We start from the raw sequence: 23,915 nt of genomic DNA, 5'->3' as shown, positions 1-23,915 counted from the left end.
TGCTAAAAGTTAGTTCATCTCAACGGCCATAGCCAATTGTTTCAGGCGCTCTTGCATAACCAAAACCGTATCTTCCATTAACTTTATGCCCACTTCAGCTACGCGGCGGTTTCTCCAGTCCTCCAGCGGTGTGCCTTTCACCCATTGATTAAAAGCTCCCAAGGCAGGACCACAGTGGATTTGATAATCGACCTGATGACCTGCTGTTCCTTCCATTGCAAGCATCGTACTGTGGGCAAAATACCACTTGAACACCAATGCCATTTTGTATTTGGGATTCTGTTCGGCTTTTTGTATTTCCTCCGGAGATCTATACTGAACGACCTGGCGATATACTTCTTCAAAGGTTTTTTTGAAATATTTGTTTTCCAGCTGCTGTTTGTTTTTTTCACTAATGTCATTTAAAGAATCATGCTGCCGGTACAAATCATAGAGCTTGTTCGCTCTGGCGGGGAAAAATACACCTTTGCGGAGAACCTGTACCTTGGCTCCAATCTCAAACATGTCTCCAGCAGGAGCATATTCCGTGTCGTGAATGTTCATATCCTGTAGTAAATCTTTGACAGCGTCACTAGTAGCTGCTTCAACCGTGCATTGATTGATTGAACCTGTTACGATAAAATCCGCTCCGAGCAAAAAAGCAGCTGCTGCTGCTTCAGGTGTACCAATACCACCGGCAGCACCAATGCGGACTTCTTTCGAATAACCGTACTTTTCCATCATTGTATTGCGAAGACGAACCATGGCAGGCAGCAGGACATACGCCACACCCGCATCTGTATGTCCACCCGAATCAGCCTCAAGGCACAGATCCTCTGCAATGGGTACTTTTTTCAGGAGTTCTGCCTGAACAGATGTAATCTTGTTTTCCTTCAACATCTTCTCAACCATGAATTCCGGAGCGGGGCTTAAAAATGCTTCAGCCACTTCAGGTCTGGATACTTTGGCAATAATGCGATTGGTTGCGGATACCCGCCCGTCTGATGAACGCTTCAGTCCATGGGCACGGTACTTGATTAATGCCGGAGTAACACCCATGAAGGCAGAAGCCTCTACTGTATTTACACCTTTACGTAGTAATAAGTTAACCTGTTCTTCTTCACGTTCAGGATGTGTCATTTGATGAAGAAGATTTAACCCATATGCCTGTCCATCCTGTAAATGGTGTTGTATATAATCGATTCCTTCTTCGATCTGCTTCAGGCTTAACCCCCCTGTGCCCAAAAAGCCCATCATTCCCGATTGCCCCACTTTAACAACCATCTCCGCCGAAGCAATGCCTCTGTACATTGCACCTGTCAAATAGGCCAATTTCAGATTATAGTCCTTTTTGAAGGGTTTCGAGCCAAGAGACTCGGCCAGTCGAGTTTCTTGGTTGCTAGGCTGTACAACGGATGATATTGGAGTTGGAGTATCGGGGTGGACTGCTGACGATAATGGTTTGACAGACATGTCTTCAGGACGATATACGATGGGTTCGCACTCTGTCTGAATCTTGGTAACCAACTTAGTCAGCACATTGCCTGGACCGATCTCTTCTATTGTGTTTACGCCCATGCCCATCAGAACCCGTACCGTTTCAGACCAGCGAACCGGATGTGTAATTTGGTGGACCAAATTGGCATGAATTTCATTTGTACGGTAGGGTCGGGCTGTATAATTTGAGATGACGGTCATCGTAGGAGCGGAAAATGTATAACGCTGGAGATGCTGATCGAATTGTTTGGCTGATTTTTCCATATAACGCGAATGAAATGCGCCGCTGACCCTGAGAGGGATATACATCTGTGCACCGTTTTGTTCAAAAATTGGTTTGGCCTGATCAATGATTTCTTGAGGCCCTGCCAAAACAATTTGGGTCGGGGAGTTCAGATTGGCGATATCCAATTGATATAGTCCAAATCGTTGAAGGATTGTCTTCAATGCACTCTCGGTTAAACCGATAACCGCGGCCATCCCCCCTTTAGGGGCCATGCTCATGATTTCTCCTCTTTTATGTACAAGCTTCAATCCTGTAGCAAAATCAAATACGTCTGCGGCAAAAAGCGCATTGTATTCTCCCAGACTGTGGCCCGAAACCAAACTTGGCTTTCTGCCCGTTTCCTTGATTTTATGTAGATACATCATGGCATTAACAACAAACAAAGCCGGCTGCGTATATTCTGTCAGGCTCAATTGCTGAGACCGATCGTACAAGCACAGTTCCTGAATGGAAAATCCAAGAATATCATCCGCCTGCCGGGTCAACTCTGGAAACTGCTCAAATAATCCTTCACCCATGCCCAACTTTTGTGATCCCTGCCCTGGAAATACATATGCCCACAAAGGTTCATCCCCTCCAGTTTCATGCGAATTGGCGTAACGACTAATGATCTCTTCCACATGTTTTGCATCCTGATGGAAGGGAGTCATGGTTATATATGTTCGTTCCTTCCTGTGGCTAATCTGATTTATGAGGCTGGAAAGTGTACCCGAAGGCCCCAAATCCAGAAATATACTATCCGGTTTCTTTTCTCCTATATGAGATATCGCCTGAGAGAAAAGAATCGGTTCCTTGACAACTCGCCAAAAATGATCGGTTGATACCTTGGTGACAGCTTGTCCGGTCAAGCTAGAGACAAGCGGAATCTGGGGTGCATCGTAAGACAGCTTGTCCAGATAGGCTAAATACTCTTTGGCCGCAGGATTGATACAGGCTGAATGGAAGCCATGAGTAACAGACAGTCTGACATGAGAAATCCCTTCGCCTTTTAGCCAATTCTCCGCTATTGTAAGCCCTTTCAACTCCCCCGAGATGACCAGATGATTTGACGAGTTCACAGCAACAAGCTCACACTCCGCATGTAGCTCCGGATTAGTGTCATAGATGTCACGACTATGCAATACAGCCAGCATACCTCCCGGAATACAAGTCCTGTGTATAATTTCAGCTTGTCTATACACTGCTTCCAGTCCCGCCTTGGGAGTTATTACGTTGGATACAGCCGCTGCAGCGAACTCCCCCAAACTGGTACCAACAACGGTTGTGGGTATAACCCCGTTCTCCATTAATGTCCTTGCAAGCGCATATTCCAGCATATAAATGGCGGGATGTGTAATTAGAGTTTCTTCGAAACTATCAGAATAAGGCCGATTTGAATCATATAATTCCTGTATAATGGATCTGCCGCCGATGTCTTGAACCCAACGATCCATCTGCTGCATCCATCGGCGAAATACCGAATAACTCCGGTATAATTCTTTTCCCGCTTGAAGATATTGTGAACCCTGACCGGAGAACATAAAAACAATGTTTTCTTTCATATGCCACTCCTCTTGTTCCTTCACACAAAGCTTTTGGCATCCGGCTGATTCCTTCTCATCCGGAAAGCAATAAACTGTTCTTCATCGAAAATATTAAAATATATGTTTCTCTCAAGCAGCATCTGAAGTGTCTGACCCGGTTCAATGCCAAATGAATGTGCAGGGTATACCCTGACGGAAGGGTTTATTTGCTGCCGTATTTTTTGCAAACTCTGATACATCGCACCTGGATCCCCTCCGCGTTCGGAGCATATGCCACATCCCTCTGCAAACAAAGTATCTCCTGTAAAAATATGATTTGTTAATGAATAGCATATAGAGCCCGGCGTATGTCCTGGGGTGTTTATACAGGATATTAGCGTATTGCCCATCAAAACGGCATCTCGATCCTTTATAGGCTTCAAATTCTTACAGTGGTACCTAAAAAAATCAATTTCGGCACCCCCCATATAAACCTGAGGATTAAAACGGTCAAGCAATGCCCCCACAAGATGTACATGATCCGTATGGGAATGTGTCAACAGGATGTGTGTGAGTTTGGCCTGCTCAGCTTCCAGGGAATCCAGAATGGCTTCGAGGTCCCAGGAAGGATCAATAACCGCTGCCTCCCGGGTCGTTTCATCAACGACAATATAGCTATAATTAATGAATGCTTCATAACTGGATTTAATAGAAATCACCTTGTATTCACTGGTTGTCATATGAAGTTCTCCTTGTTAAACAAATGAAATGATCATGTACAAACACGCAAAACCAACGATAAGTATAAACGGTGTATCTACAGTATGGGGTGAGAATGCCTCAGCTAGAGTTACAGCTATAGGAAGAACCAGCAGTGCAACAACTAATTGTGGAACTGTAAAACTGCTTGCAAACACCAAAAGGATCAATACTGCGGATAGGAACACACATAAACTGCCTTCGATACTTCTCGTAAACTTTTTCTTCGAAAATAAGGCATGAACACGATATTTATGTTTTCCAAAGCGAATACCGATCGGTTCGGCAAGCCCGTCTCCTAGTCCATTGATGATAACGGGAATAAAGGCCAGCGTACCATAACCTATGCTTTGAAAATACAGAAAGCAGGGTGCCAGAACGACGTAGCCGGCAATTAATTGCGTATTCATCCACAGCAAAGTATGAGGACGATCTTCTGGACGATCAAAAGAAGCAAACATGCGTTGAACCAATACACTTTTCTCGCGAATTGGCTTAATATAAATGAGCATAATAACGCAGTTCATCAGCATTCCGACGATAAAAATGGGCCCGGTATATCCTGTACTGGAACTCACGATCAATTCAATAGCCATTGGTGTAATAAAAGACATGAAATGAACAATTTTACGAGCGTAATTCACACGCAACTGATATTTGAGTACAATCGTACCGATCAAAAATTGGATTCCATACAGTATGACAAACATGATGCTTTGCTTTATGATGAATGGTGTCATATTTTGCGCTCCCACCCCAGTAGATGAATCTCCCTTGATAACTACCTATTTCCAAAAAAAAGCAAAAGGGAATCTTTCCTTTTCAATGTGAGTTGATAAAAACACTGATCATGGATAAGACTCCCGGCGACGGTTAATTTATTCACATGTAATAGATAATAAGAATGCTCTAGTTTAGCAAAAAGATCCAAAAAGCGGCTGCCAATACAAAACGATAGATTGCAAAAGGAATCAGTTTAATCCGGTTAATCAACTTCAGGAAAAATTTAACTGCAATCATGGCTACAATAAAAGCAGTCACAAACCCCGTAATAAATAAGGGAAGATCATCAACCGACAGATAATCCCAGCTCTCGTATAAATCCTTCAGTGAAGCACCGAACATAATAGGAAGTGCCATTATAAACGTAAATTCCGAGGCTGTTTTGTGGCTCATGCCTGCTAGCAAACCTCCCGATAGCGTAGCACCCATTCTCGAAAAACCGGGAACAAGTGCAAAGCACTGGAACAGACCTACGATTAAAGCCTGCCGGTAAGTGACTTGATCCAATGTTTCTGCAGCCGGCTTTTTTGGTTTGAATATTTCGGCTGCAATCATCAGAATCCCGCCAAGGATTAACGTTACAACAACCGTTTGAGCACTGAACAAAACCTCTTTTATGTAATCGTAAAAAAATACGCCCCCAACACCAAAAGGGATAACACCAATAATGATATGAATAAGTGTTAATTTTTCCGTAGACTTAGTCGCTTTCCGATCTTCTCCAACATGAATACCGAGGATGCTGAGAATTCGTTTCCAGAACAGAAAAGCCACAGCCAGGATTGAACCGAGTTGGATTACAATCTCAAATGTCGAAGCACGCACAGTACCCTCGAAACCTAGCAAATGTCCCACCAAAATCAAATGACCTGTAGATGACACTGGGGCGAACTCCGTAAGTCCTTCCACTATACCTAGTATAAGCCCGATAATAATATCCACTAATTTTCCTCCAGATCCAATGAATTAAATTTATCGTGGTATGAATTCACAAAAAACGTTATATTTTGATAAACATTTACACTAGATTCGCTCCTCCCCAAAACTCTTAAACAAAATGGTAATGGATGCATCAAATTTTGTCAATAAATCCAATGAATAAATTTTATTTGTTTTTATTCCATATATCTACCTCATCATGTTCAAACTGGACTTGACCTGAAACCCCCTTATACAATAAATATGTCAACCCCTTACCTTATATACTAAAGCCTGTTGAGTGATGAGAATTGTTCTTTGATCACTCGTTTCCACTCTCACGAAAACACCCTATAAAGTAGACGACGTGTCTGCTCCATAGGGTGAAATAGCGTAGTTGTGATGTCGCCTCAAGTCACTGTGACTTGGCGTGTTTTCTGGACTTGTTATGTTGCACAGACTTGATCTTTTTCACCTCAATCGTAGCAGGCTCCTGTGGATGTTCCACCGGGTACATTTTGCGGAACAATAATGTCTGTAGTACAAGGAATGAACCCCCAACTGTCCAGTAGAGCGGCATTGCTGCCGGAGCTGTAAGAGAAAAGAATGCCATCATCAATGGGGAGAGATAACCCATAATAGCGAACTGTTTTCGCTGCTCAGGCGCCATATTGGCTTGTGATACCTTGGCTTGAATCAGATATATGACCGCGACCACCACTGCGAGTACGTAGTCCGGCGCTCCCAGTTTGAACCACAGGAACGAGTGGGAGGATAACTCCGGTGTAAGTCGGATGGCTGTGTAAATACCTGAAAGTATAGGCAACTGAATGAGCATCGGCAAGCAACCAATGTTCAGTGGATTGAACTTATGTTTCTTGTACAGCTCCATCGTTTCCTGAGACAGCTTTTGCTTATCAGCAGGGTCATTTTTGCCTTCATATTTTTTCTTGAGCGCATCCATCTCGGGTTTCATGGCGTTCATAATGACTCGTGTTCCCTGCTGGGACTTGGCTTGACGCATCATCAAGGGTAACAGCGCTAAACGAATGACCAGCGTAATCACGATAATCGCGACCCCGTAGCTTCCGTTAAATATAGTTGCAATGTGCTGAATCAGGTACGACAGTGGAAATACGATATAGTGATTAAAAAATCCCGGTGTCGACGAAGTAATCTCCGACACGTTGTTGCTGCATCCGGCAAGCAGCATGACTGCAAACAAAATGGCAATCAGGCCATAGATCCGTCCCTTGCCCGATCTAAAAGTGAATCCCTTGTTGGTCTTGTTTTCCATATATATCCTCCTCGTTGATTTGTAGACCAATCGTTCAACGAGGAATGACAATCTGAATCATCTTCATCGGGAGCTTCTCTTCGTCTGATCATGCGGCTCCAGACTTCCTGTCTGTGTTGTCTGTCCAAACTCAAAGCGGGAAGTACTGGTTCAAGTCCACCACCGGCGCTACCTTCCATCCAATACTCTGTCATGCCACAGTGAAGATGGGCGATATAGGCATAACTGACGGTGAAGATGAGTCCAATCGAGAATAAATACGGTAATAGTTCCTGAAGTTCAAACAAGGGATTCACCCCCTTTATAGGTTAGTTTTTATATTATAACACTTACATATTGCTTTTGCATAAATCCGTACGTGAAAAAACTACTATTCAGCTATTCCGTTCTCAATTTGGACAACTCTAGCTCAGCTCGGTGTCTTGCCACGTTATAAGAAGGCCAGGAACGATCTGATGTATCCATATCCAGATATGCTTGACGTTCCAGCATTTCCCTCTTGAGATCCGGATACTCCTCCAGAGCAAACTCATGAAGTAACGGAACTGCATCTGCTGACAGACTCGCCAGATAGGTTGCATCAATATTGCCAGTCTGATGATAACGTTCAATATTCAGCTCGGCAATCCGTTTATCCATGCCCACATAGTTGACTGCAACATAAGCTGTGAGCGCCAGCACAATATACCAGCGAATCAGCGGTATTGATGTGTACCGTATACGAAGGCCGGCAATCAGCAACAGGAGCGCGAGGAAGATCATGAATGCGTGTACCAGGAAGCGGATGTACGTATATCCATATGCCTGCTCATACAGATTTAGGCGCATAAACGCGGAATACAACATAATTGCTGAACAACTGACCAGAATCAGGAGAAGTACCTGATGCACGATGGAACCCGCTTTGCCACTCGAACGGGTATACTGCAAAGCAACAATAAGAATAAAGAAGTTAATACCTGTGACGAGAATTAACTCTGCGAATCCACTTCTCGCATAATCTGCGTAAGACAGATCTACCGGAAGATGCCCCTCTCCTGCACCAAACAGATACGAAAACTGTACAAGAACAAACAAAACGTACACACAGTTAATGACAATCAGCATCGTCCCCACAATGATGGGGTCCAATCTGAATGGTTCCCGATGAACCGGAGTGCGTTCGGACTCGGGTGTAATCTTATTGGTAACCTGACCTTCAGTGGCCGGGTCCACAGGAGAGAATATATAGGTGTGATCACGCTTATCAACCGTGGATGCTGCTCCATTTTTCCAATGTGCGTTCGCTCTCTTCTCTGCCTCATATTGCATTGGCTGTACAAATCCCCATACATAACCGAACAGCAATACACCTGCGATGACAATCCAGATGATTCTCGGTATCCCTGGAGTAAAAGCCAATTGATTCAGCCACTCCGGAAAACCGGCTAAATACTGATCAAAGACCCCGTCAGCAGAGGACAGTAATGCAACGACTACAATGAGGATAGGCAAGGACGCCACAAGACCAATGAGTACTTTGAAAACAACTGTTTTCTGGGATTTGCCCATGCCACGCGCGCGTGCTCTCACAGCAATAGCAGCAACAGTCCCCCAATGACGTATGGCTTGAGGCAGCAAGTGGTCAATAGCCGTACCAATCAAGCCAATCTCCCACCACTGCTTCTGTTTTCTGCCCATCAGATACGTCATATGTAAGATAACTACGCCAGGTATGACCAGAAAATTAAGAACATACAGCAGTTCATTGTCGCATAACAGGAACGTTAGCGACAACAATAGCACTACAGCCGCTACAAAAGCATCAATTAACTTGAAAGACCTCATGCGGTCCCTTGCAAACAGATACATGAACACATAAAAGAGAATTACAAAGATAGGATACGATACGCCAATCTCATTACCATAGAATAAATACTGGTGAATGATCGCCAGCATCCATGCAGACAGTAGCGTGATTAGAGCGCGTTGCGGTGAAGCCATTATTTTATCAATCATGGGAAAAACCTCCATTAACCTTTCTATGCTATATTCTAGATGATAAAATAGGAATATAAATAGAAATTAAAATCGACAAAACTTCTTATTTTAGAGGAATAAGTCAGAGTTCACCTCCAGGAGGGAATCAACACTTGAAATTACATCAGCAATATCTGCTGTTACATCGTCATTACGGTCACCATACAGAACATGAACTTACACTCGCCGATCTCGCTGAGTTGCTAAATTGTACACACCGCAATACGTTAACGATTGTCAAAAAGATGGTTGCCCATGATTGGATTCGTTGGGTTTCCCAGCGTGGCCGGGGTCGGCGTTCTTCACTGACCTTGCTTGTTCCGGCTGATCAAATCGCCGCAGAATATATGATGCAGGCCATGAATCGCCGGGAGTTACAGGAAGCTGCCGAGCAGGTGAGCGCATTCTCCAGTTCAACAATCATGCAGGATCATCTAAACCAGTGGTTGCTTGGGTATTCAGGACATCATACGGAAGCCGGCACCAATAATGAGCAGATTGATACGCTTCGGTTGCCCCTGCGCCAACAGCTTCATGCCCTTGATCCGCTGTTCATTAATCTATTAGCTGAATCCTTTGTTACCAGCCATGTCTTTGACGGGTTGGTTCAGCGGGGTGAACAGGGAGAGATTCTCCCATGTCTCGCTCATACCTGGGATGTCAGTGCAGACCGAAAGACCTGGATCTTTTATTTGCGAAAAGGGATTACATTTCACGATGGTCAGTTGTTGACGGCCCATGATATTGTGCATACGTTCGAACGGCTGCAATCTACAGATCGCCGGACACTGTACCGTGATGTAAGTAAACAGATTCTGTCAATTGAAGCGGTCGATTCCTTAACCGTGTGTTTCCAGCTTAAAGATCCTCATGAATTGTTTTTGTCCTTCCTGACAACAAGTCGTGCGGCGATTGTACCCTCACCAGGAACAAACGAACATAAGATGAAGCATTCGAGTGATGTGCATGGGATGCAAAAACCTGTTGGGACCGGACCGTTCAAGGTCACCGCCTGGGATGATCACTTGTGCAGACTTGAAGCCTTTTCATCGTATTTTCAAGGTAGAGCACATATGGACCGGGTAGATATCCTGCAGATTCCGTGGAGTGCCTCGGCAAAAATGGACGATAGCCAAGATATCGAAACTCCGTTCTTTCATCTTGTTCATAATCCGTCTTCGTCTGCGGGTGCAGACTGGACACAGATAAGTGCAGGGGTGATGGTTCATAAATTACTCACGTGTAATACGCAAAAAACCGGACCGTTAAACGATCCGGAAGTAAGAGCACACCTTCAGTCATGCCTTGCTGGAATGTATAGAGATGTCGGACATGCAGATGACTCTGAAATCAAGGTTTTCAATTCTGATGCCGTGAGTACCGGGGCTGTCCACCCAGAGAATTTTAGCGATATACCTATAAGTTCAGTATCCTCCAGTCCCATCTCCTTGCACATTGCAACCATTCCACAATATCGCAGGGATGCTCAACATCTGGCGTCCATACTGGAGCAGTGCGGTTTTTCCTGTACCGTCCGCACAGGCACAATGGAGCAGTTCAAAGGAGATCTGCGGCTGGAATCTGATCTGATTCTCTTTTCTTTGATTCGGGACAGGGACGAAGAACTGAGAAGATATGATCTCTACTCCACGTTGTCTGAGCATCTGGAAGATTCTGCTCGTATAACGATCCATGAGATCTTGCAAACCATCGTCGCCTCTCCCATCGCAGAAGATCGAACTTATGAATTAGATCGAATTGAGCAATTTTTGGTTGATCAAAATTTACTATTCCATTTATCCGAAAAGCCAGTAGAAACCGCTTATCTGCCTTCGGTGCGCGGCCTATCTTTCAACAGCCAGGGCTGGGTGAACCTGCGTCATATCTGGTTTCCGTGAATGCTCGTTAAAAGAGCATAAGAATACCTTCATTTCATGATGCGGTAATGATTTTGGATGCCTATGAATCGGTCAGCAAGTCGGCACCCATCTTCTTCCGTATTTTTCCATCTCTCATCGAAATAGTATCCTTCCGGCGGTACACACCGAGAAGTACACCGAGCATGGCGTAATCAAACATCAAGTGATTTCCGTATCCAATAAAAGGAAAAGTGATACTGATAATAGGTGCTTTTCCGGTAGTCATAGCCAGCGAATAGATGATTTGCATTGCAAACATAGCTGTGATACTCACAATAATCATACGGCCAAAATCATCCCATATACGAGGAAGCATTTTCACCATATTGGCAACAAACCAGATGATCGCCACCAATAGCAGTATCCCGCCAGACCAGCCAAACACATCAATGAGTAGCACACCTGGGTAATTGAAATAACTCGTTTTAAACCTGTCAAACGTTGTATCAATCCCGTTACCCCACCAACCCGATGATCGAATAATTTCAATAATGGAATAGTTACTATAGGCACTGCCGTAAGGGTCATCCTGAAGATTCAAAACGACAGTGAGCCTCTCCAGTCGTCCGTATTGATCTGCAAAGAACAATAACAATACAAAAATAATTCCTGTTATAAGAGCACCTATGACTGTATAAAGCCATTTTCGCGTGAGCCAGCCAAATAAAATAATGGACATTATGCCAAACAGAAACAAGCGAACCCAGTCCAACGTTTGAAATAATAGCACTGCGGGAATCGTTACCATCGCAATGTAGGTCAGTATGGATTGCATATTACAATTGGAACGAAGCTTGTCCAGCATAACGGCACCTATAGCAAGTGGCAAAATCCACACTGAAGCTGTGGTAAGGTCTAGTGTTAAGCCAAATAAGCTCCAATATCTGCTATTACCGTAAATATCTGTAGTTATCATTGGACTGATCCACAACATGACATTAAGCAGAATATAGATCCACCAAGCAGCTTTTTTCAACTTACGATAATCAAAGTAAATAAAGAACAACATCATCATTACACCTATAGCGGTGTACAACACATGACCGCGATATAAGAACTGATACTTTTCATCTGCTACATTAATTGTAAAAATCCACATTAACAACAGGCTAATTATAGACAAACCAATTAATCCAACTAACAGCCCCCAGTGCATTCGATGGCGATGCAATCGGTGCATACTCTTGCCTACCACTGCAGGATCACCCATCTGTTCAATGGCATATGCAATTGCTTCTTCCTCTGTATAACCTTCTTGTTCTTTGTCCAAAATGATCTCTTCCATGTGGTTTCCCAACTCATTACGCAGGTCGTTATGTACTTCGCGAGCTTTAACCTGAACACACATGTGATCAAGATAATGCTGAATTCGCTCATGTCGATTCGTCATGTCAGGCCTCCTTCCCCAAGCACCCGATCCACAGCTCTACGGAACAAATTCCACTCTGCTTTTTTACTTTGTAAGGCCTCCATCCCCTTGTCACGAATCGAATAATATTTCCGTTTACGACCTTCAACCTCCATCCAGTACGACTCTACCCAACCTTCAATCTCCATAGCATGCAAAATAGGATATAACGTGCCCTCTTTCAGATTAAACACACCCTCGGATTGACGATGTAGTTCCTTGATTAATTCATATCCGTACAACGGTCGTTCCTGAAGCAGGGTCAGAATCAATGTTTCGGTACTGCCTTTAATCATTTGTTTGTTAACCTGCAACGCGCTCACTCCTTCCTTTTCAATTCATTTAGCAAGAATTTTTAGATTTCGAAAAATACACTTTTAAATCTCTTCTTTTCACATACATCGGAAACCTATGCATAGTACAACTAGGTATGATATTACCTTATCCTTCCTTTTCTGTCTAGCCAACAACCTTCTTTATTTATGTTAAAATAAACAAGTCCTTTCATTCACGAACTCTAATGATGACTCTATATATTCGTGTGTTTTTCAATTACATATACTATTTTTTCATTACATTTAAGGAGGCATTACATTCATGAACAAACTAATTTTTTTTCTCGGCGGGGCCGGAAGTGGCAAGACCACCCTTGCCAAAGCCCTTTCCCGTAAACATAAAGCGGCTTTCTTTGATATGGATATTCTGCTTCGTCCCGCGGCTGAGGCGATCATGACCCTTCAGGGACTTGATCCATCCGACCGAGATTCGCCTGAATACAAAAGGTTGTGCCGTGATCTTGGGTACCGCATTACGATGGACGCCGCTCTGGATAACGTTCAGTTGGGTATCGATACGATCGTTGTGGGGCCATTTACCAAGGAAATCGGTACCCCTGGCTGGATCGAGCAGGAGCTCGCAGGGATTGGACGTTCTCTGAAAGATACGGATGTGCGTGTGGCCTATATTTATTTAGAGAATGAAGCATTGTATCACAAGCGGATCTCAGCAAGAAAATCCCCACTAGATGAATGGAAGTTAGCCAACTGGGATGCCTTCAGAGCTTCTCTCGTCCGAAAAGAAATAGCCTGGCCCCTCCCTTCTGCATCCGTCGCTTATATTGATAATTCCAGTGATGATCCTGCGATTGCCTATGCTGAACTTGAACGACGGATGTACGAATAAAAAGAAATCACTTGCTCACTCACCTAATCTGTGATGATAGATAGTGTATCAACGCTTCTCTCCAAATTGTGACTCACTTCTTGAACTCTAATGAATCTCAGACACCTTATTGCCTTGTTTAGACTAGTATGAAAATTCTAACGAATCTCAGCAACGCTAAACGGGAGCATACGAGTGGAAATGGGCAAAAACCTGCTAAAAACGAAGAGTTAAGACGTCTCAGATTCGTTGCGATATAAATATGGCTCATATACTTGAAATAGGGTGTGCCAGGTTCGTTAGCGTTTCAAAGAGTGCACCTTGATGAAACGAAGTGTTTTCCAAAACGCTTTCTGAATGTGATCTGGATGAAAGCTGTACACTGATCATATATATATCAAATAAAATCAAAAAAGGATCAGTCTCACCAAACCCTCGGGCTGATGAAACCGATCCTTTTTTTCATTAAACATCCCCGCATAACACATGGATTGCCGATATCTTCCACTCCAGTGGACGTCAGACATCAGCAGAAATGATGCTTCACATTTCTACATTGCCCTATCATTTACCCATCTAAGCGCTTAGCTGAAAATATACCAATTCACCCTATTCGCGCTGACGCGCCGCATGACGTTCAGCAATACGAGCCGTGATTATTCCATGACTCTCATCGATTTCTTCCGGCGTACACGCGGCTTTTAGCTCATATACTTTCACCGGAGAACGGTCGATAATATCCAAAAATGAATCAAAGAAGGTCATGTCTTTACTATGAATGTATGGACACCAATGATCTGCCAACCCTACAGTTTCATGAATATGCACGCCAACCACGTGATCAATCAACGCGTTAGCCTCACGTACATTATCGTACAGCCCCATACGATCCATCATCATGCCGTGACCAATATCGTACCAGAGACCAAGCGGCGCGCCCTTCATGCGTTCAATAATCGTTCCCGCTTCGTGCAATGTCGGCATCTGATAACAGCGTGAACGGGTCTCAATACCAAAATTCACCCCATATCCTCGCTGCTCGGACAAGTCGCATACCTCTTCGAGACTTTCCTGAATCCGGCTCAGATAATGTGCGCTGCCATCTTCCCGCTTCTCCAGCATCTCTTGCCATAAAGATTGATATGCCGTTGAATCCGGTCCTTGATCGTGGTATATCTTTTTCAACGCTTCATCTATATTGTATTCGAACGGAACCTCACCGGGATGTACAACAACAGCCTTGGCACCATAACGATGTGCGTACTCGGCTGAGCGAAGTAACAGTTCAATCGCCCGTTTACGGCGCGGTTCATCATCAAATCCGAGCAGGACGGAATCCGTTCCGTAATCCGGATCAGCCACATGCGGAAATGTATTATGCACACTGGATACACCGATCTCTCCCCGTTCAATCATCGGCTCTATCGTCTGCAGCATCTCTTCCGTCACGTTATAATTCAGTTCAACCTGTTTGAATCCGAGAGACTTGATCTCCTCAATCATGCCTTGTCCGGTCTTATGACGTTTGATATTCCAACATGTTGAGAACGAATATTCTTGTTTGTCTGTGTACATACTTGGTCCTCCTGTCTCTCAATCTATCGCCCATTCATATTCCATTTATCTCTATCTATATAAGTTGAACCAATAACTTTACACTAGATCACTCCAATTGCAGTACCATCTTCCGATCGCTGTGATCCCCAGATTTTTTGATCCCCTTCTCTAAAGGGAAAAATCCGGGGATAGCTTATGCTTCCGATGCAGCTTTCTTGCAGAAAGCTTTCAGGCGAACGCTCCGCTTCTTCAGATCCGTTCTGCACTCTTCGTTCTCGTGTAAATGTTCAGTTCATCTTATATACCTATTTATTCCTCAAACCGTTGTCTTCACGGAGAGTCAATTCAAATCTCATTTTGTTTGCCGTCTTCCCAGGCACATAACGATAGATGATCTCCGCATGATTTACGTACATTAACACAGATGGTTCAGGCGCCTCAGCCTTTACGGCACACGTAAGTCCAGGGAACTGCCATAACGCTGGTGTAATATCCTGCTGACTAAGGGATGGCCCTCTGATTTCAAAATAAACATCGATCTCTTCCGCCGTATCCAGCTCCACATCAATGGTTAACGAATCTGGCGTGAGGTCCGCATCAAACGTTATTCCGCGCAGATGGCTGTTCCAGCCCTCACCCACCTCACGACGGATCAAGCGAAGATAATAACGCTCCCCCGTCTCTATCTGCCAGTGGATCGTAGCTGGATGCATCTGTCCATTCGTATTCACACTTCCCGACATGGCCCCGATCATCCGATCCTCACCGATCCAAGCTTTGGCTGTACACAAATTCCGATTGGAGGTTGGATCATTGCGCTCACACAGTTCCATGAACTGTTTCTGCACAAGCCGATCTTCTTGATGAGCCTTGAAATACGGCACGGCTTCCACGGGCACATCCACCCCAAGGAGCGCAATCAGTGGATCATGGCCTGACTCACAGTTGATTCCTGCCAGATATTCATACCCTTCTCCAAGCAAGAGATAGATAAACACGCCGATTGAACTATGCTCTCGCATCTCCATGTCGTACGCCCGAGAGAACGGGCCGGAGAGATTTTCGAGGTTGGCATTGTAATATAGCGCAATGTTATTCCACAGCCCATGTTCAATCCGGTGTCCAATTTCAACTAAACGTTGGGTGAGTCCATACTTTCGATACATGCCAAGCACGGAGAGATCCACCCCGTAATACGTTGTCGTATTGAACTCCGCGAATGTACCATCGTATTGTTCAAACTCCTTCATCAACCCCTCCGCCTGTTCATCCGAATGCTGAATCCAATCTGTTCGGTTCAAGCGATGGCCATAGTAGTGGGTGATGAAAATATGCATTAACTCAATATTGGTGTTCATCGGGATTACGTCGGATAACCTGCGTTCTATTGATCCTTGAACTGCCAGTTCCATCGCATAATCCATCCGTTTCATGAGTGTCTCCGGCAGTAGTTCGGCGAATTCGGCAGTTACAACCACACAGACACAAGCGATAAACTCGCGCCAGTTGGGATCATAACTGATCCAGACCGGTGGCAGAACCTGATTCACTGCCGAATAAAAAAGGTGTTTCAGTTGTTTGGGGTCTGCGGCCTCTGTGAGCAGAGAACCCTCTTCCTGTAGTTTATGGATAAACTGCGCAGACACCTTCTCAAAGGTGCGTTCCAGGAAATAGGCCGTGCCTGGCGCAAAAGATTTCCAAGCATAGTGACCCGCTGGTGGATGCACATCATTGGGTCGGGTCGCGAAGGTTCCGTGATAGATCTCATCCGGAGCGTCATATTGAACATCGAGCACCTTGTGGAACACTCCTATCGCGCGTTCCACATCACCAGGCTCATTTCGAATCAACAACCCGAGTGCATAATGTGCACTGGCTCGTGTGCTGTGCTGCGATGAATCCTCCTCTTCAAAACTCCGAAGCAGATCCATTTCCTTGTCATAAAAACTATCCATCATCGTCATGGACTGATTTATAAGATACTGTTGCTCTTTCGACATCTTCTCTACCATTCGTTGTGTCATATCATGCGACCTCCCGAGATTGTTAACCTTTTACAGCACCTACCATTACGCCACTGATAAAGTACCGCTGCAACCACGGGTACACAAGCAGGATCGGTAACGTTGAGAATATAACACTGGCTGCTTTCAGACTCTCAGGCAGGACCTGAACGGCACCAATGCCTTCGTTCTGCATTAGTTCTGTAATCTGGTTTTGCTGAATCATCTGATACAACTTCAATTGCAAAGGGTATAGCTCAGGCTTCGTAATATACATGAGTGCATCCTGGAAACCATTCCACCGTCCTACCGCGTAGAATAGGCTCAGTGTTGCCATAACCGGAAGGGATAGTGGCAAAATAATGCGCATAAGTGTTCCGAAGTGGCTGCTTCCATCAATGCCTGCTGCTTCTTCCAGACTTTCGGGAATCCCTCGGAAGAAGGTAATGAGGATGATCATATAGAACGGACTAATCAATCCAGGCAGAATAAGTCCCCATGTGCTATCGAGTAAATGTAGATTTTTGATCAGAATGTACTCGGGGATAATGCCCCCGCTGAAGAACATTGTCACCACAATGACAAGCATGAACCACTTGCGCCCTTTCAGATTACTCTTCGCCAGTGGATATGCCGCTGCAATGGTCATCACCATGCTTAGCACCGTACTCAGGACGGTCAGCCAAATGGTATAGATGAGGGAACGAATCATCGATCCATCTGCAAATACTTTGGTGTATGCCTCAAAGGACAGCTCTTTGGGGAAAAAGGAAACTTCTCCTGAACCGATCGCTCGGTTGGAACTGAGCGAGATCGCAATAATATGAATGAATGGTGCAAGACACAGCACCATCGTAATGATAATAAGAATGACGTTTACCATGTTGAATATTCGATTCGCCGTGTTTTCAGACATCTCGCTCACTCCTTACAGATCATATGTGATTCAATCCACTACATAATGCTCTCATCGGTTAATTTCTTGGACGTGTAATTCGCTCCCAGTATGAAGACAAGTCCAACTAATGCCTGGAACAAACCTACAGCTGTTGCAAGCGTGACCTGACCGGATTGTAAACCGACACGATAGACAAACGTGCTGAGCACATCCGAGTATTCACGTACAGCCACATTTCCGATAATAAACGGTCGGTCGAAGCCGATGGAGATCATGTTGCCGACATTGATGATCAATAAGGTAACAATCGTTGTTTTGATGCCTGGCAAGGAGATGTGCCAGATTCTGCGTAACCGACTTGCTCCATCCACTTCTGCCGCTTCATACAGCTCCCGGTTAATCCCTGTCAGGGATGCCAGATACAGAATCGTACCCCAGCCTGCACTCTGCCACACACCTACCGCAAGATACGTAAAGAGCCAATAGTTTTTGTCTGAAAGGAAAGGTAATGGATCAAACCCCATGCTCATTAAGATATTGTTAATGAAACCGGATTGTGTACCGAATACCTGAAGTACGATCCCTCCAATAATGACCCACGAAATAAAGTGAGGAATGTACAGTAAAGTCTGTGCCAACTTTTTGAACCAGGCCTTCTTCAGCTCGAACAATAAGATGGCTAATATAAGTGGTGCCGGGAAGGAAACCAGTAGATCCAGCATGTTTAGCACTAACGTGTTGCGTAATGCAGTGTAAAATCCCTGATTTTGAAAAACTTCTCTGAATGCATCCAAACCAATCCACTCACTACCAGAGATCCCTTGAAAGAAGTTAAAATCCTTGAACGCAATCTGCACGCCATACATTGGCCCATACTTGAAAATAATGAAGTAGATCATGGGCAGTAGGAGCAACGCATATAGTTGCCAGTTTCTGCGGAAATAGATGCTTGTTTTCATAAACCTTCCCCCCATGTCATACAGGATGTCTCCATTAAGGTGATGTTGTCATCACCTTAATGGAATCCCTGTTCTTTGTTGCGATATGCATTAGATGTGATCTCTACTCTACTTATTTCATTGCATTGTAAGCTTCTGTACGCTCATCCAGGATTGCTTGACCACCGCTCGCCATGTAGTCCTTCATCATGCTGTCATACGTGGCTTCAAAATCAGCGAGTTTGGAAATGGTTGTTTTCACGAAGAACTCCATAAACTTGTCTTTCAAACCATTACCGTAGCGCGCTTCTGCATCAATCGGTTTGGAGAAGCGCACTGGTTGAATCGTATCCGTGTTAGAGATCGCTACCGACTTACGCATATCATCCCGATACTTCGACTCTACCTGTACGACATAGGCCTCTTCATTTTTCTTGTCATCCCCAACGTATTTACCATTGACAATAATGGCAATGTCACCGGAATTATAGATACGGCCTGCAATTTCGGGAGAAGCATCATCTTTGATCAGTGGTACCCCATCCACAAGTTCATAGTTCTCGTTTTCAACACCGAATTGCAGGTCGAACAGGTTGTTGCCCGAAGCCATCCAATCCAGATACTTCATCGCTGCTTCCGCATTTTTGCTCGATTTCGGAATCATGACATACATTGCATTGGGTGCATACGCCGGTTTGGCGAATTTGCCTTCGGAGTTTTTGAATGCATCAATGGGTGTAATCACTGCACCCGGTTGATTGGTTTGCAGGTTTTTGTACGTACCAGAGATATAAATCTCCCCTGCATCCTCAGTGTAGAATCCAACTTTCCCGTTAGATACATCTTCCCACAGCTTTTTCTTGTCTTTGTCGAGTCCAAAGTCCTTGCTCATTAATCCTTCATTATAAAGTGTGTTCATATATTTCAGGGCGTCCTTGAAACCAGGCAACAACGTTGGATAGTCATTGGAACCCAGTTGCTGCGTTAATGTATATTTTTGTTCTTCCGTCAACGGTTCAATGAATGACCAGATCAGTGGTTCATATTGAGCCGAGGCAATGGACATCCCCATCGGAATAAGTCCTGTGCCGACTTTACCCGGATCTTTTTCCTTGAACGCCTTCAGTGTAGTATGCAGCTCCTCAGCTGTCTCAGGGGAAGGCAGTCCAAGTGCGTCCAGCCAGTCCTGACGAACATAGGATGCGTACTTGCCAAGTACAAGACGTTTACCTGGAACCGCGAACTGTTGTCCATCATATTGACCGTAGGCCAGCGTTTCATCTCCCAGGAACTTCTTCAGGTTAGGACCACTTTGATTGATCAGATCCGTAAGTTCGGTGAGACCTCCTTGCTCTGCATACCGGTTGAATGTTCCCGAATCGTAGGTAAAGACGATATCAGGTACTTCAGAGCCACTCGCCATCAGAACGTTAAGCTTCTGTACTTCCTCCGAGCGTGGTACCGGAACAAATTGAACGTCGATGTTGTTTGGATCGCCAAACTTCTCTTGAATGAAGCGAGTCAGATAACTGTCCGAAATGGTGTAGCCCGCTGGAGTGTTTCCCCGGTCGAAGATTTCTACTTTCAAAGTCGTTTTTTCCCCCGAACCCGACTCTCCTGATGAAGATGTTGATTCGCTTCCTGATGAACATGCAGATAATAATAGAGTGAATGCTGTTACCACTGCGAGGATTGAACTTGCCTTGCCTGCCTTACGTCTTTGAAATAATCTCATTTGACCTTTCCCCTTTCGCACACTCTCTGAATGGATTCACATGATTGCCACTCCACTTTGTTCATCCCATTTTGTTGCACCTGTGAATGTCACTAATCATTACATATGATCTGATATTTGGACAATAAACTATTTTCAAAATGTGAAATTCACTTTTTTTACGTTAAATACCGCGATATATAAACATATTTCCTGACAATATACAATTTTCATGCCTTTTATGTTAACTATAATAACATATAATGTTGTATTTATTTTGATTTCTCATACACAATCTGGCATCACCCAGCTTGCAATAATCTTTTTTCCATTAAATCTCTCTTCAAAAAATGAAAAAGAGACCACATCTTATGTGATCTCCTTGTTTAGCAACATGTGTAGAACGATTCGACGCACTAATTCCTTGGCGGAAGATTAAACTTCACTTGACCAAACAACGTATCGATCGCATTTCCCGCAAATTGATCGATTACATGTTCGTTGCTTGTGTCCGTATGTTCCAAAATCAATACATTATACTTCTCATCATAATGCATTCCGCCCAAAATAAATCGTACAGGAATGTTCTGAGCCGCCCCTGCCTTCGAAATGGCCTGAATAAGTTCGGATTCATGCCTTTGTTGACTTGTCGTGTAGGTACCAACAGGTATAGTTATCGTATATGACGAGTCATCTACATGAAATGTAAATGTGTTGTTGCTTGCTGTAATGGTAACCTGTTTACTGATATCTACCGATCCCCACACTTGCTGTCCGTGTTTGTACACCATCTTCACTCCTGCCCTATTAATCTATGGATTGTCATAATGCTAGTATAGGACATTTGTAAAATTCCTTAACGCACCAGCTAGACTGGCCTAAGATCGTGCTTGAACAGCCAAAAAATCTCCTGCAAAGGACGATAAGGTTAAGGACCTTATTCCCTCATACAGGAGATTTCATAGATATCTCTAGGATTATTGGATTTTACCCGATACGCGAATGTTCTAACACGTGCAATTCCGTTATTGATCTCCTTGTTTTCCACTCTGCTTGCGGTAGTCCCCTGGTGTCACGCCCATAATCCGTTTAAATACTCTGCCGAAAGAGATGGCATTGGCATAACCCACTTGCAGAGCAATATCCTGAATAGCCATATCTGATGCAGACAACAGACGGCAGGCCTTTTCTACCCTCAGTTTTACCAGAAAATCAACAAACTTCATCTCAAACTCTTCCTTGAACAGATAACTCGCATATTTGCCCGAGATTTGGAACCGATCACTCAGATGTTTCAGCGACAGATCCGGATCATCAAAATGCTCTTCAATATAGATCCGCAGCTCGTTGATCATCGCTCTATGACTTTTCGTTTCATTTACAGATACATAATTGCGATAAACCTCTTTCAGCCACTCCTGCAAAATCTCTTGAATGCCCTCCAGTGTCTCCACCTGCTGGATATCACTACGAAGACGAGTCAGGATTCCCTCGGCAAATTGGCTTTGCAGCCGCTCAGACAGTTCACCGAATTCACGGGACAACATCTGGATTAACGCCTGCAGCAACATGCGAATATCGTGATCTGTAATCTGATCTTCGCTGAACGCAACAAACATCTGGTCCAGCTGCGTTCGCCAACCATCACCGGTTAGTCTGAATTCACGGACAAAGTCTGCGAGCATCTGCAAATACTTGTACGATTGCAGCTCAATACGATCCGGCAGTTGCTCACTGAGAACGATGGCATCTTTACCAAGGGTAAGTCTATGCTGCAAACCCGCATCTGCACTCGCATAGGAACGAGTAATCTCCTCCCAGCCCGATACGGTTCGTCCAATCCCGAACGTAAACCGTAAGCGGAAGTTTTCCGCAATCCACATATGCATCTGCTTAGCCAGATCCATAAGTAATTCACGGTCCAGTCCTTCCTGCTCATCCGATGCAATCACCACAATAAGCCTCCGGTTCCCAAACCATTCAGCCCAACCGCCAAACTGGGTCTCATTCTGCACAAGTTCTTCCACTACGTTCATAAGCGCAATCTTCAGAATATTCTGATTGGTCGAGAGATCGTCACCATTCATCTCCGCTATGAGGACAGCAACACTCTTCGGTTCCATGAATCGTTCCTCTAGCGGTTGCAGATGGCGAAGTCGCTGACGGAACGAATCCATCCGCTCCCCTTCCATCAGATCAACAAGCAACTGTCTACGGTGAATCAACAGGTTTTCATGATGTTGTCTCTCATAGTCAACCGTCTGAGCAATCAGATGTTCCAGCGCACGGTCGATGAGTGCCAGTTCATCTTTGACGGATGGAGTTGCTTCATCCTCCTCGGCACGTGGCTGTAACGCCTGAATTCGATTCATGATCAGCTGGATGGGGCGTGTGTTTCTGCGAGTAATGTAGATTAGTCCCGCCACCGCACCAACAATCGTTAATAAACCAATACCGATCCACACATAAGAAACAAGGGATACCCATGAATACAGCTGTCCGGATTGAATACCACTCTCGAAGATCAGACCAAGCTTGTCCGCAGTCACACGATTAAGGATTTCACCTGCTGAAGGGTCCATTTGATGCGCGGTATAGATCAGATTGTCGCTCTTATCCCGAACCTGAAGAACAGATAACTTTTCATTGGTCATGTTATCAATCTGCCGTTCCACTGCATACATACGGATGGTAATGACGAGCAGACCTTCCCCGCCCCACGGTAACGGAAGCCACTTATTCATGCTAATCACCTGTGAGGGTACGTCGAAGGAACGTTCCTTATAATCACGTGGCAGGTTCCAACCGAGGTTCTCCCGATCTTTCAAGGCTTGCTCAATATAGGCACGATCTTCGAAATCTTCCAAACGCATCATGCCTCTGGGCGTAAGAATCTGGGAATCGGACATACGATAGAGATAAATGGATTGAATCATATCCTGCTGATCCAGCATACGTCCCAGTCCACTTGCCGCATCATAGATGAACTGACTCGATAATTGTCCCTGTCCAGCTTCCAGAAATCGACTATAAGTCTTGTTTGCACCAATGTCTTCAAGCAACCGAAGCTCAATGTCACTTAGCGAGCGCTCCAGTGTATCCACGATATAGCGGGTGGAGATCATGTCGGCTTTTTGTGTTTCGTTACGTGAGAGTTCGTTGACAATCAGGAAGGAGAGAAAGATCAGAATGGAAATCGTAAGCAGAAAAATAGGAAAATACGAATACATCAACTTGGTGTGCCAATTCCGCTTCAGATTTACTTTCATAGGCTCCA

The 23,915-nt window shown here is 44.5% G+C and carries 18 protein-coding genes; 2 read left to right on the top strand and 16 right to left on the bottom strand.

The features are described from left to right. Positions 1–9: 9 nt before the first annotated feature. From fabD to MKY92_RS12815, 7 genes are all read right to left on the bottom strand, one after another. Positions 10–3,303, bottom strand: a complete 3,294-nt coding sequence (gene fabD, locus MKY92_RS12845; RefSeq protein WP_339301025.1) for an ACP S-malonyltransferase — start codon at positions 3,301–3,303, stop codon at positions 10–12. Between the two features lie 20 nt (positions 3,304–3,323). Further along, complete coding sequence (locus MKY92_RS12840) at positions 3,324–4,004, bottom strand: MBL fold metallo-hydrolase (protein WP_339301023.1); 681 nt, start codon at positions 4,002–4,004, stop codon at positions 3,324–3,326. Between the two features lie 15 nt (positions 4,005–4,019). After that, entirely contained in the window at positions 4,020–4,763 is a 744-nt protein-coding gene (locus tag MKY92_RS12835; protein ID WP_221824842.1) for a hypothetical protein, read from the bottom strand. 169 nt (positions 4,764–4,932) lie between these two features. Then, positions 4,933–5,769, bottom strand: coding sequence for an undecaprenyl-diphosphate phosphatase (gene bacA / locus MKY92_RS12830; RefSeq protein WP_256704411.1), 837 nt, complete (start codon positions 5,767–5,769; stop codon positions 4,933–4,935). Positions 5,770–6,139: 370 nt separating this feature from the next. After that, positions 6,140–7,021: a membrane protein insertase YidC gene (gene yidC, locus MKY92_RS12825; protein WP_339301021.1), complete on the bottom strand. Its 882-nt coding sequence runs from the start codon at positions 7,019–7,021 to the stop codon at positions 6,140–6,142. Continuing rightward, positions 6,958–7,308 carry a hypothetical protein gene (locus MKY92_RS12820; RefSeq protein WP_336759800.1) on the bottom strand — a complete coding sequence of 117 codons (351 nt, stop codon included), beginning with the start codon at positions 7,306–7,308 and terminating at the stop codon, positions 6,958–6,960. Before MKY92_RS12820 ends, yidC begins: the two co-directional genes overlap by 64 nt. A gap of 91 nt (positions 7,309–7,399) precedes the next feature. Beyond that, on the bottom strand, positions 7,400–9,019 hold the full coding sequence (locus tag MKY92_RS12815; protein ID WP_339301018.1) for a DUF4173 domain-containing protein: 1,620 nt from the start codon (positions 9,017–9,019) through the stop codon (positions 7,400–7,402). A 134-nt stretch (positions 9,020–9,153) separates the two neighbouring features. Here MKY92_RS12815 and MKY92_RS12810 point away from each other — a divergent pair, with 134 nt between their 5' ends. Further along, positions 9,154–10,938, top strand: a complete 1,785-nt coding sequence (locus tag MKY92_RS12810) for an ABC transporter substrate-binding protein (RefSeq protein WP_339301016.1) — start codon at positions 9,154–9,156, stop codon at positions 10,936–10,938. Positions 10,939–10,999: 61 nt separating this feature from the next. On the opposite strand, the gene MKY92_RS12805 is transcribed toward MKY92_RS12810, so the two are convergent. Together MKY92_RS12805 and MKY92_RS12800 are read right to left on the bottom strand one after the other, a co-directional pair. After that, a complete protein-coding gene (locus MKY92_RS12805) occupies positions 11,000–12,349 on the bottom strand; it encodes an FtsW/RodA/SpoVE family cell cycle protein (RefSeq protein ID WP_339301014.1) in 1,350 nt (449 codons plus the stop codon). Continuing rightward, complete coding sequence (locus tag MKY92_RS12800) at positions 12,346–12,681, bottom strand: helix-turn-helix transcriptional regulator (protein ID WP_017688825.1); 336 nt, start codon at positions 12,679–12,681, stop codon at positions 12,346–12,348. Before MKY92_RS12800 ends, MKY92_RS12805 begins: the two co-directional genes overlap by 4 nt. A 283-nt stretch (positions 12,682–12,964) precedes the next feature. Between MKY92_RS12800 and MKY92_RS12795 the strand changes: the two genes are divergently transcribed. Beyond that, positions 12,965–13,549: an AAA family ATPase gene (locus tag MKY92_RS12795; protein ID WP_339301012.1), complete on the top strand. Its 585-nt coding sequence runs from the start codon at positions 12,965–12,967 to the stop codon at positions 13,547–13,549. 588 nt (positions 13,550–14,137) lie between these two features. On the opposite strand, the gene MKY92_RS12790 is transcribed toward MKY92_RS12795, so the two are convergent. The 7 genes from MKY92_RS12790 to MKY92_RS12760 form a co-directional block, all read right to left on the bottom strand. Further along, the gene (locus MKY92_RS12790) at positions 14,138–15,103 is read right to left on the bottom strand and encodes a TIM barrel protein (protein WP_339301010.1); all 966 of its coding nucleotides are present in this window, start codon (positions 15,101–15,103) and stop codon (positions 14,138–14,140) included. A 287-nt stretch (positions 15,104–15,390) separates the two neighbouring features. Next, complete coding sequence (locus tag MKY92_RS12785; RefSeq protein WP_339301008.1) at positions 15,391–17,109, bottom strand: hypothetical protein; 1,719 nt, start codon at positions 17,107–17,109, stop codon at positions 15,391–15,393. A gap of 22 nt (positions 17,110–17,131) precedes the next feature. Beyond that, positions 17,132–18,004 carry a carbohydrate ABC transporter permease gene (locus MKY92_RS12780; RefSeq protein WP_339301006.1) on the bottom strand — a complete coding sequence of 291 codons (873 nt, stop codon included), beginning with the start codon at positions 18,002–18,004 and terminating at the stop codon, positions 17,132–17,134. A gap of 38 nt (positions 18,005–18,042) precedes the next feature. Then, the gene (locus MKY92_RS12775) at positions 18,043–18,945 is read right to left on the bottom strand and encodes an ABC transporter permease subunit (RefSeq protein WP_062834078.1); all 903 of its coding nucleotides are present in this window, start codon (positions 18,943–18,945) and stop codon (positions 18,043–18,045) included. Between the two features lie 112 nt (positions 18,946–19,057). Further along, positions 19,058–20,659, bottom strand: coding sequence for an extracellular solute-binding protein (locus tag MKY92_RS12770; protein WP_339301004.1), 1,602 nt, complete (start codon positions 20,657–20,659; stop codon positions 19,058–19,060). Positions 20,660–21,054: 395 nt separating this feature from the next. Next, positions 21,055–21,429, bottom strand: coding sequence for a hypothetical protein (locus tag MKY92_RS12765; RefSeq protein ID WP_339301002.1), 375 nt, complete (start codon positions 21,427–21,429; stop codon positions 21,055–21,057). A gap of 234 nt (positions 21,430–21,663) precedes the next feature. Continuing rightward, positions 21,664–23,907 carry a helix-turn-helix domain-containing protein gene (locus tag MKY92_RS12760; protein ID WP_339301000.1) on the bottom strand — a complete coding sequence of 748 codons (2,244 nt, stop codon included), beginning with the start codon at positions 23,905–23,907 and terminating at the stop codon, positions 21,664–21,666. Positions 23,908–23,915 lie beyond the last annotated feature (8 nt).

The organism is Paenibacillus sp. FSL R5-0623 (assembly GCF_037974265.1).
Classification (GTDB): Bacteria; Bacillota; Bacilli; order Paenibacillales; family Paenibacillaceae; genus Paenibacillus.
The sequence above is the reverse complement of the archived record's forward strand: the minus strand, read 5'-3'. Positions and strand labels throughout refer to the sequence as shown.

What these genes read in the sequence shown, in the direction of transcription:
- MKY92_RS12770 (WP_339301004.1), bottom strand. Translation starts at nt 20,659, where the DNA reads ATGAGATTATTTCAAAGACGTAAGGCAGGCAAGGCAAGTTCAATCCTC.
- fabD (WP_339301025.1), bottom strand. Translation starts at nt 3,303, where the DNA reads ATGAAAGAAAACATTGTTTTTATGTTCTCCGGTCAGGGTTCACAATAT.
- MKY92_RS12795 (WP_339301012.1), top strand. Translation starts at nt 12,965, where the DNA reads ATGAACAAACTAATTTTTTTTCTCGGCGGGGCCGGAAGTGGCAAGACC.
- MKY92_RS12790 (WP_339301010.1), bottom strand. Translation starts at nt 15,103, where the DNA reads ATGTACACAGACAAACAAGAATATTCGTTCTCAACATGTTGGAATATC.
- MKY92_RS12780 (WP_339301006.1), bottom strand. Translation starts at nt 18,004, where the DNA reads ATGTCTGAAAACACGGCGAATCGAATATTCAACATGGTAAACGTCATT.
- MKY92_RS12815 (WP_339301018.1), bottom strand. Translation starts at nt 9,019, where the DNA reads ATGATTGATAAAATAATGGCTTCACCGCAACGCGCTCTAATCACGCTA.
- MKY92_RS12785 (WP_339301008.1), bottom strand. Translation starts at nt 17,109, where the DNA reads ATGACACAACGAATGGTAGAGAAGATGTCGAAAGAGCAACAGTATCTT.
- MKY92_RS12765 (WP_339301002.1), bottom strand. Translation starts at nt 21,429, where the DNA reads ATGGTGTACAAACACGGACAGCAAGTGTGGGGATCGGTAGATATCAGT.
- MKY92_RS12805 (WP_339301014.1), bottom strand. Translation starts at nt 12,349, where the DNA reads ATGACGAATCGACATGAGCGAATTCAGCATTATCTTGATCACATGTGT.
- yidC (WP_339301021.1), bottom strand. Translation starts at nt 7,021, where the DNA reads ATGGAAAACAAGACCAACAAGGGATTCACTTTTAGATCGGGCAAGGGA.
- MKY92_RS12835 (WP_221824842.1), bottom strand. Translation starts at nt 4,763, where the DNA reads ATGACACCATTCATCATAAAGCAAAGCATCATGTTTGTCATACTGTAT.
- MKY92_RS12775 (WP_062834078.1), bottom strand. Translation starts at nt 18,945, where the DNA reads ATGAAAACAAGCATCTATTTCCGCAGAAACTGGCAACTATATGCGTTG.
- MKY92_RS12840 (WP_339301023.1), bottom strand. Translation starts at nt 4,004, where the DNA reads ATGACAACCAGTGAATACAAGGTGATTTCTATTAAATCCAGTTATGAA.
- MKY92_RS12760 (WP_339301000.1), bottom strand. Translation starts at nt 23,907, where the DNA reads ATGAAAGTAAATCTGAAGCGGAATTGGCACACCAAGTTGATGTATTCG.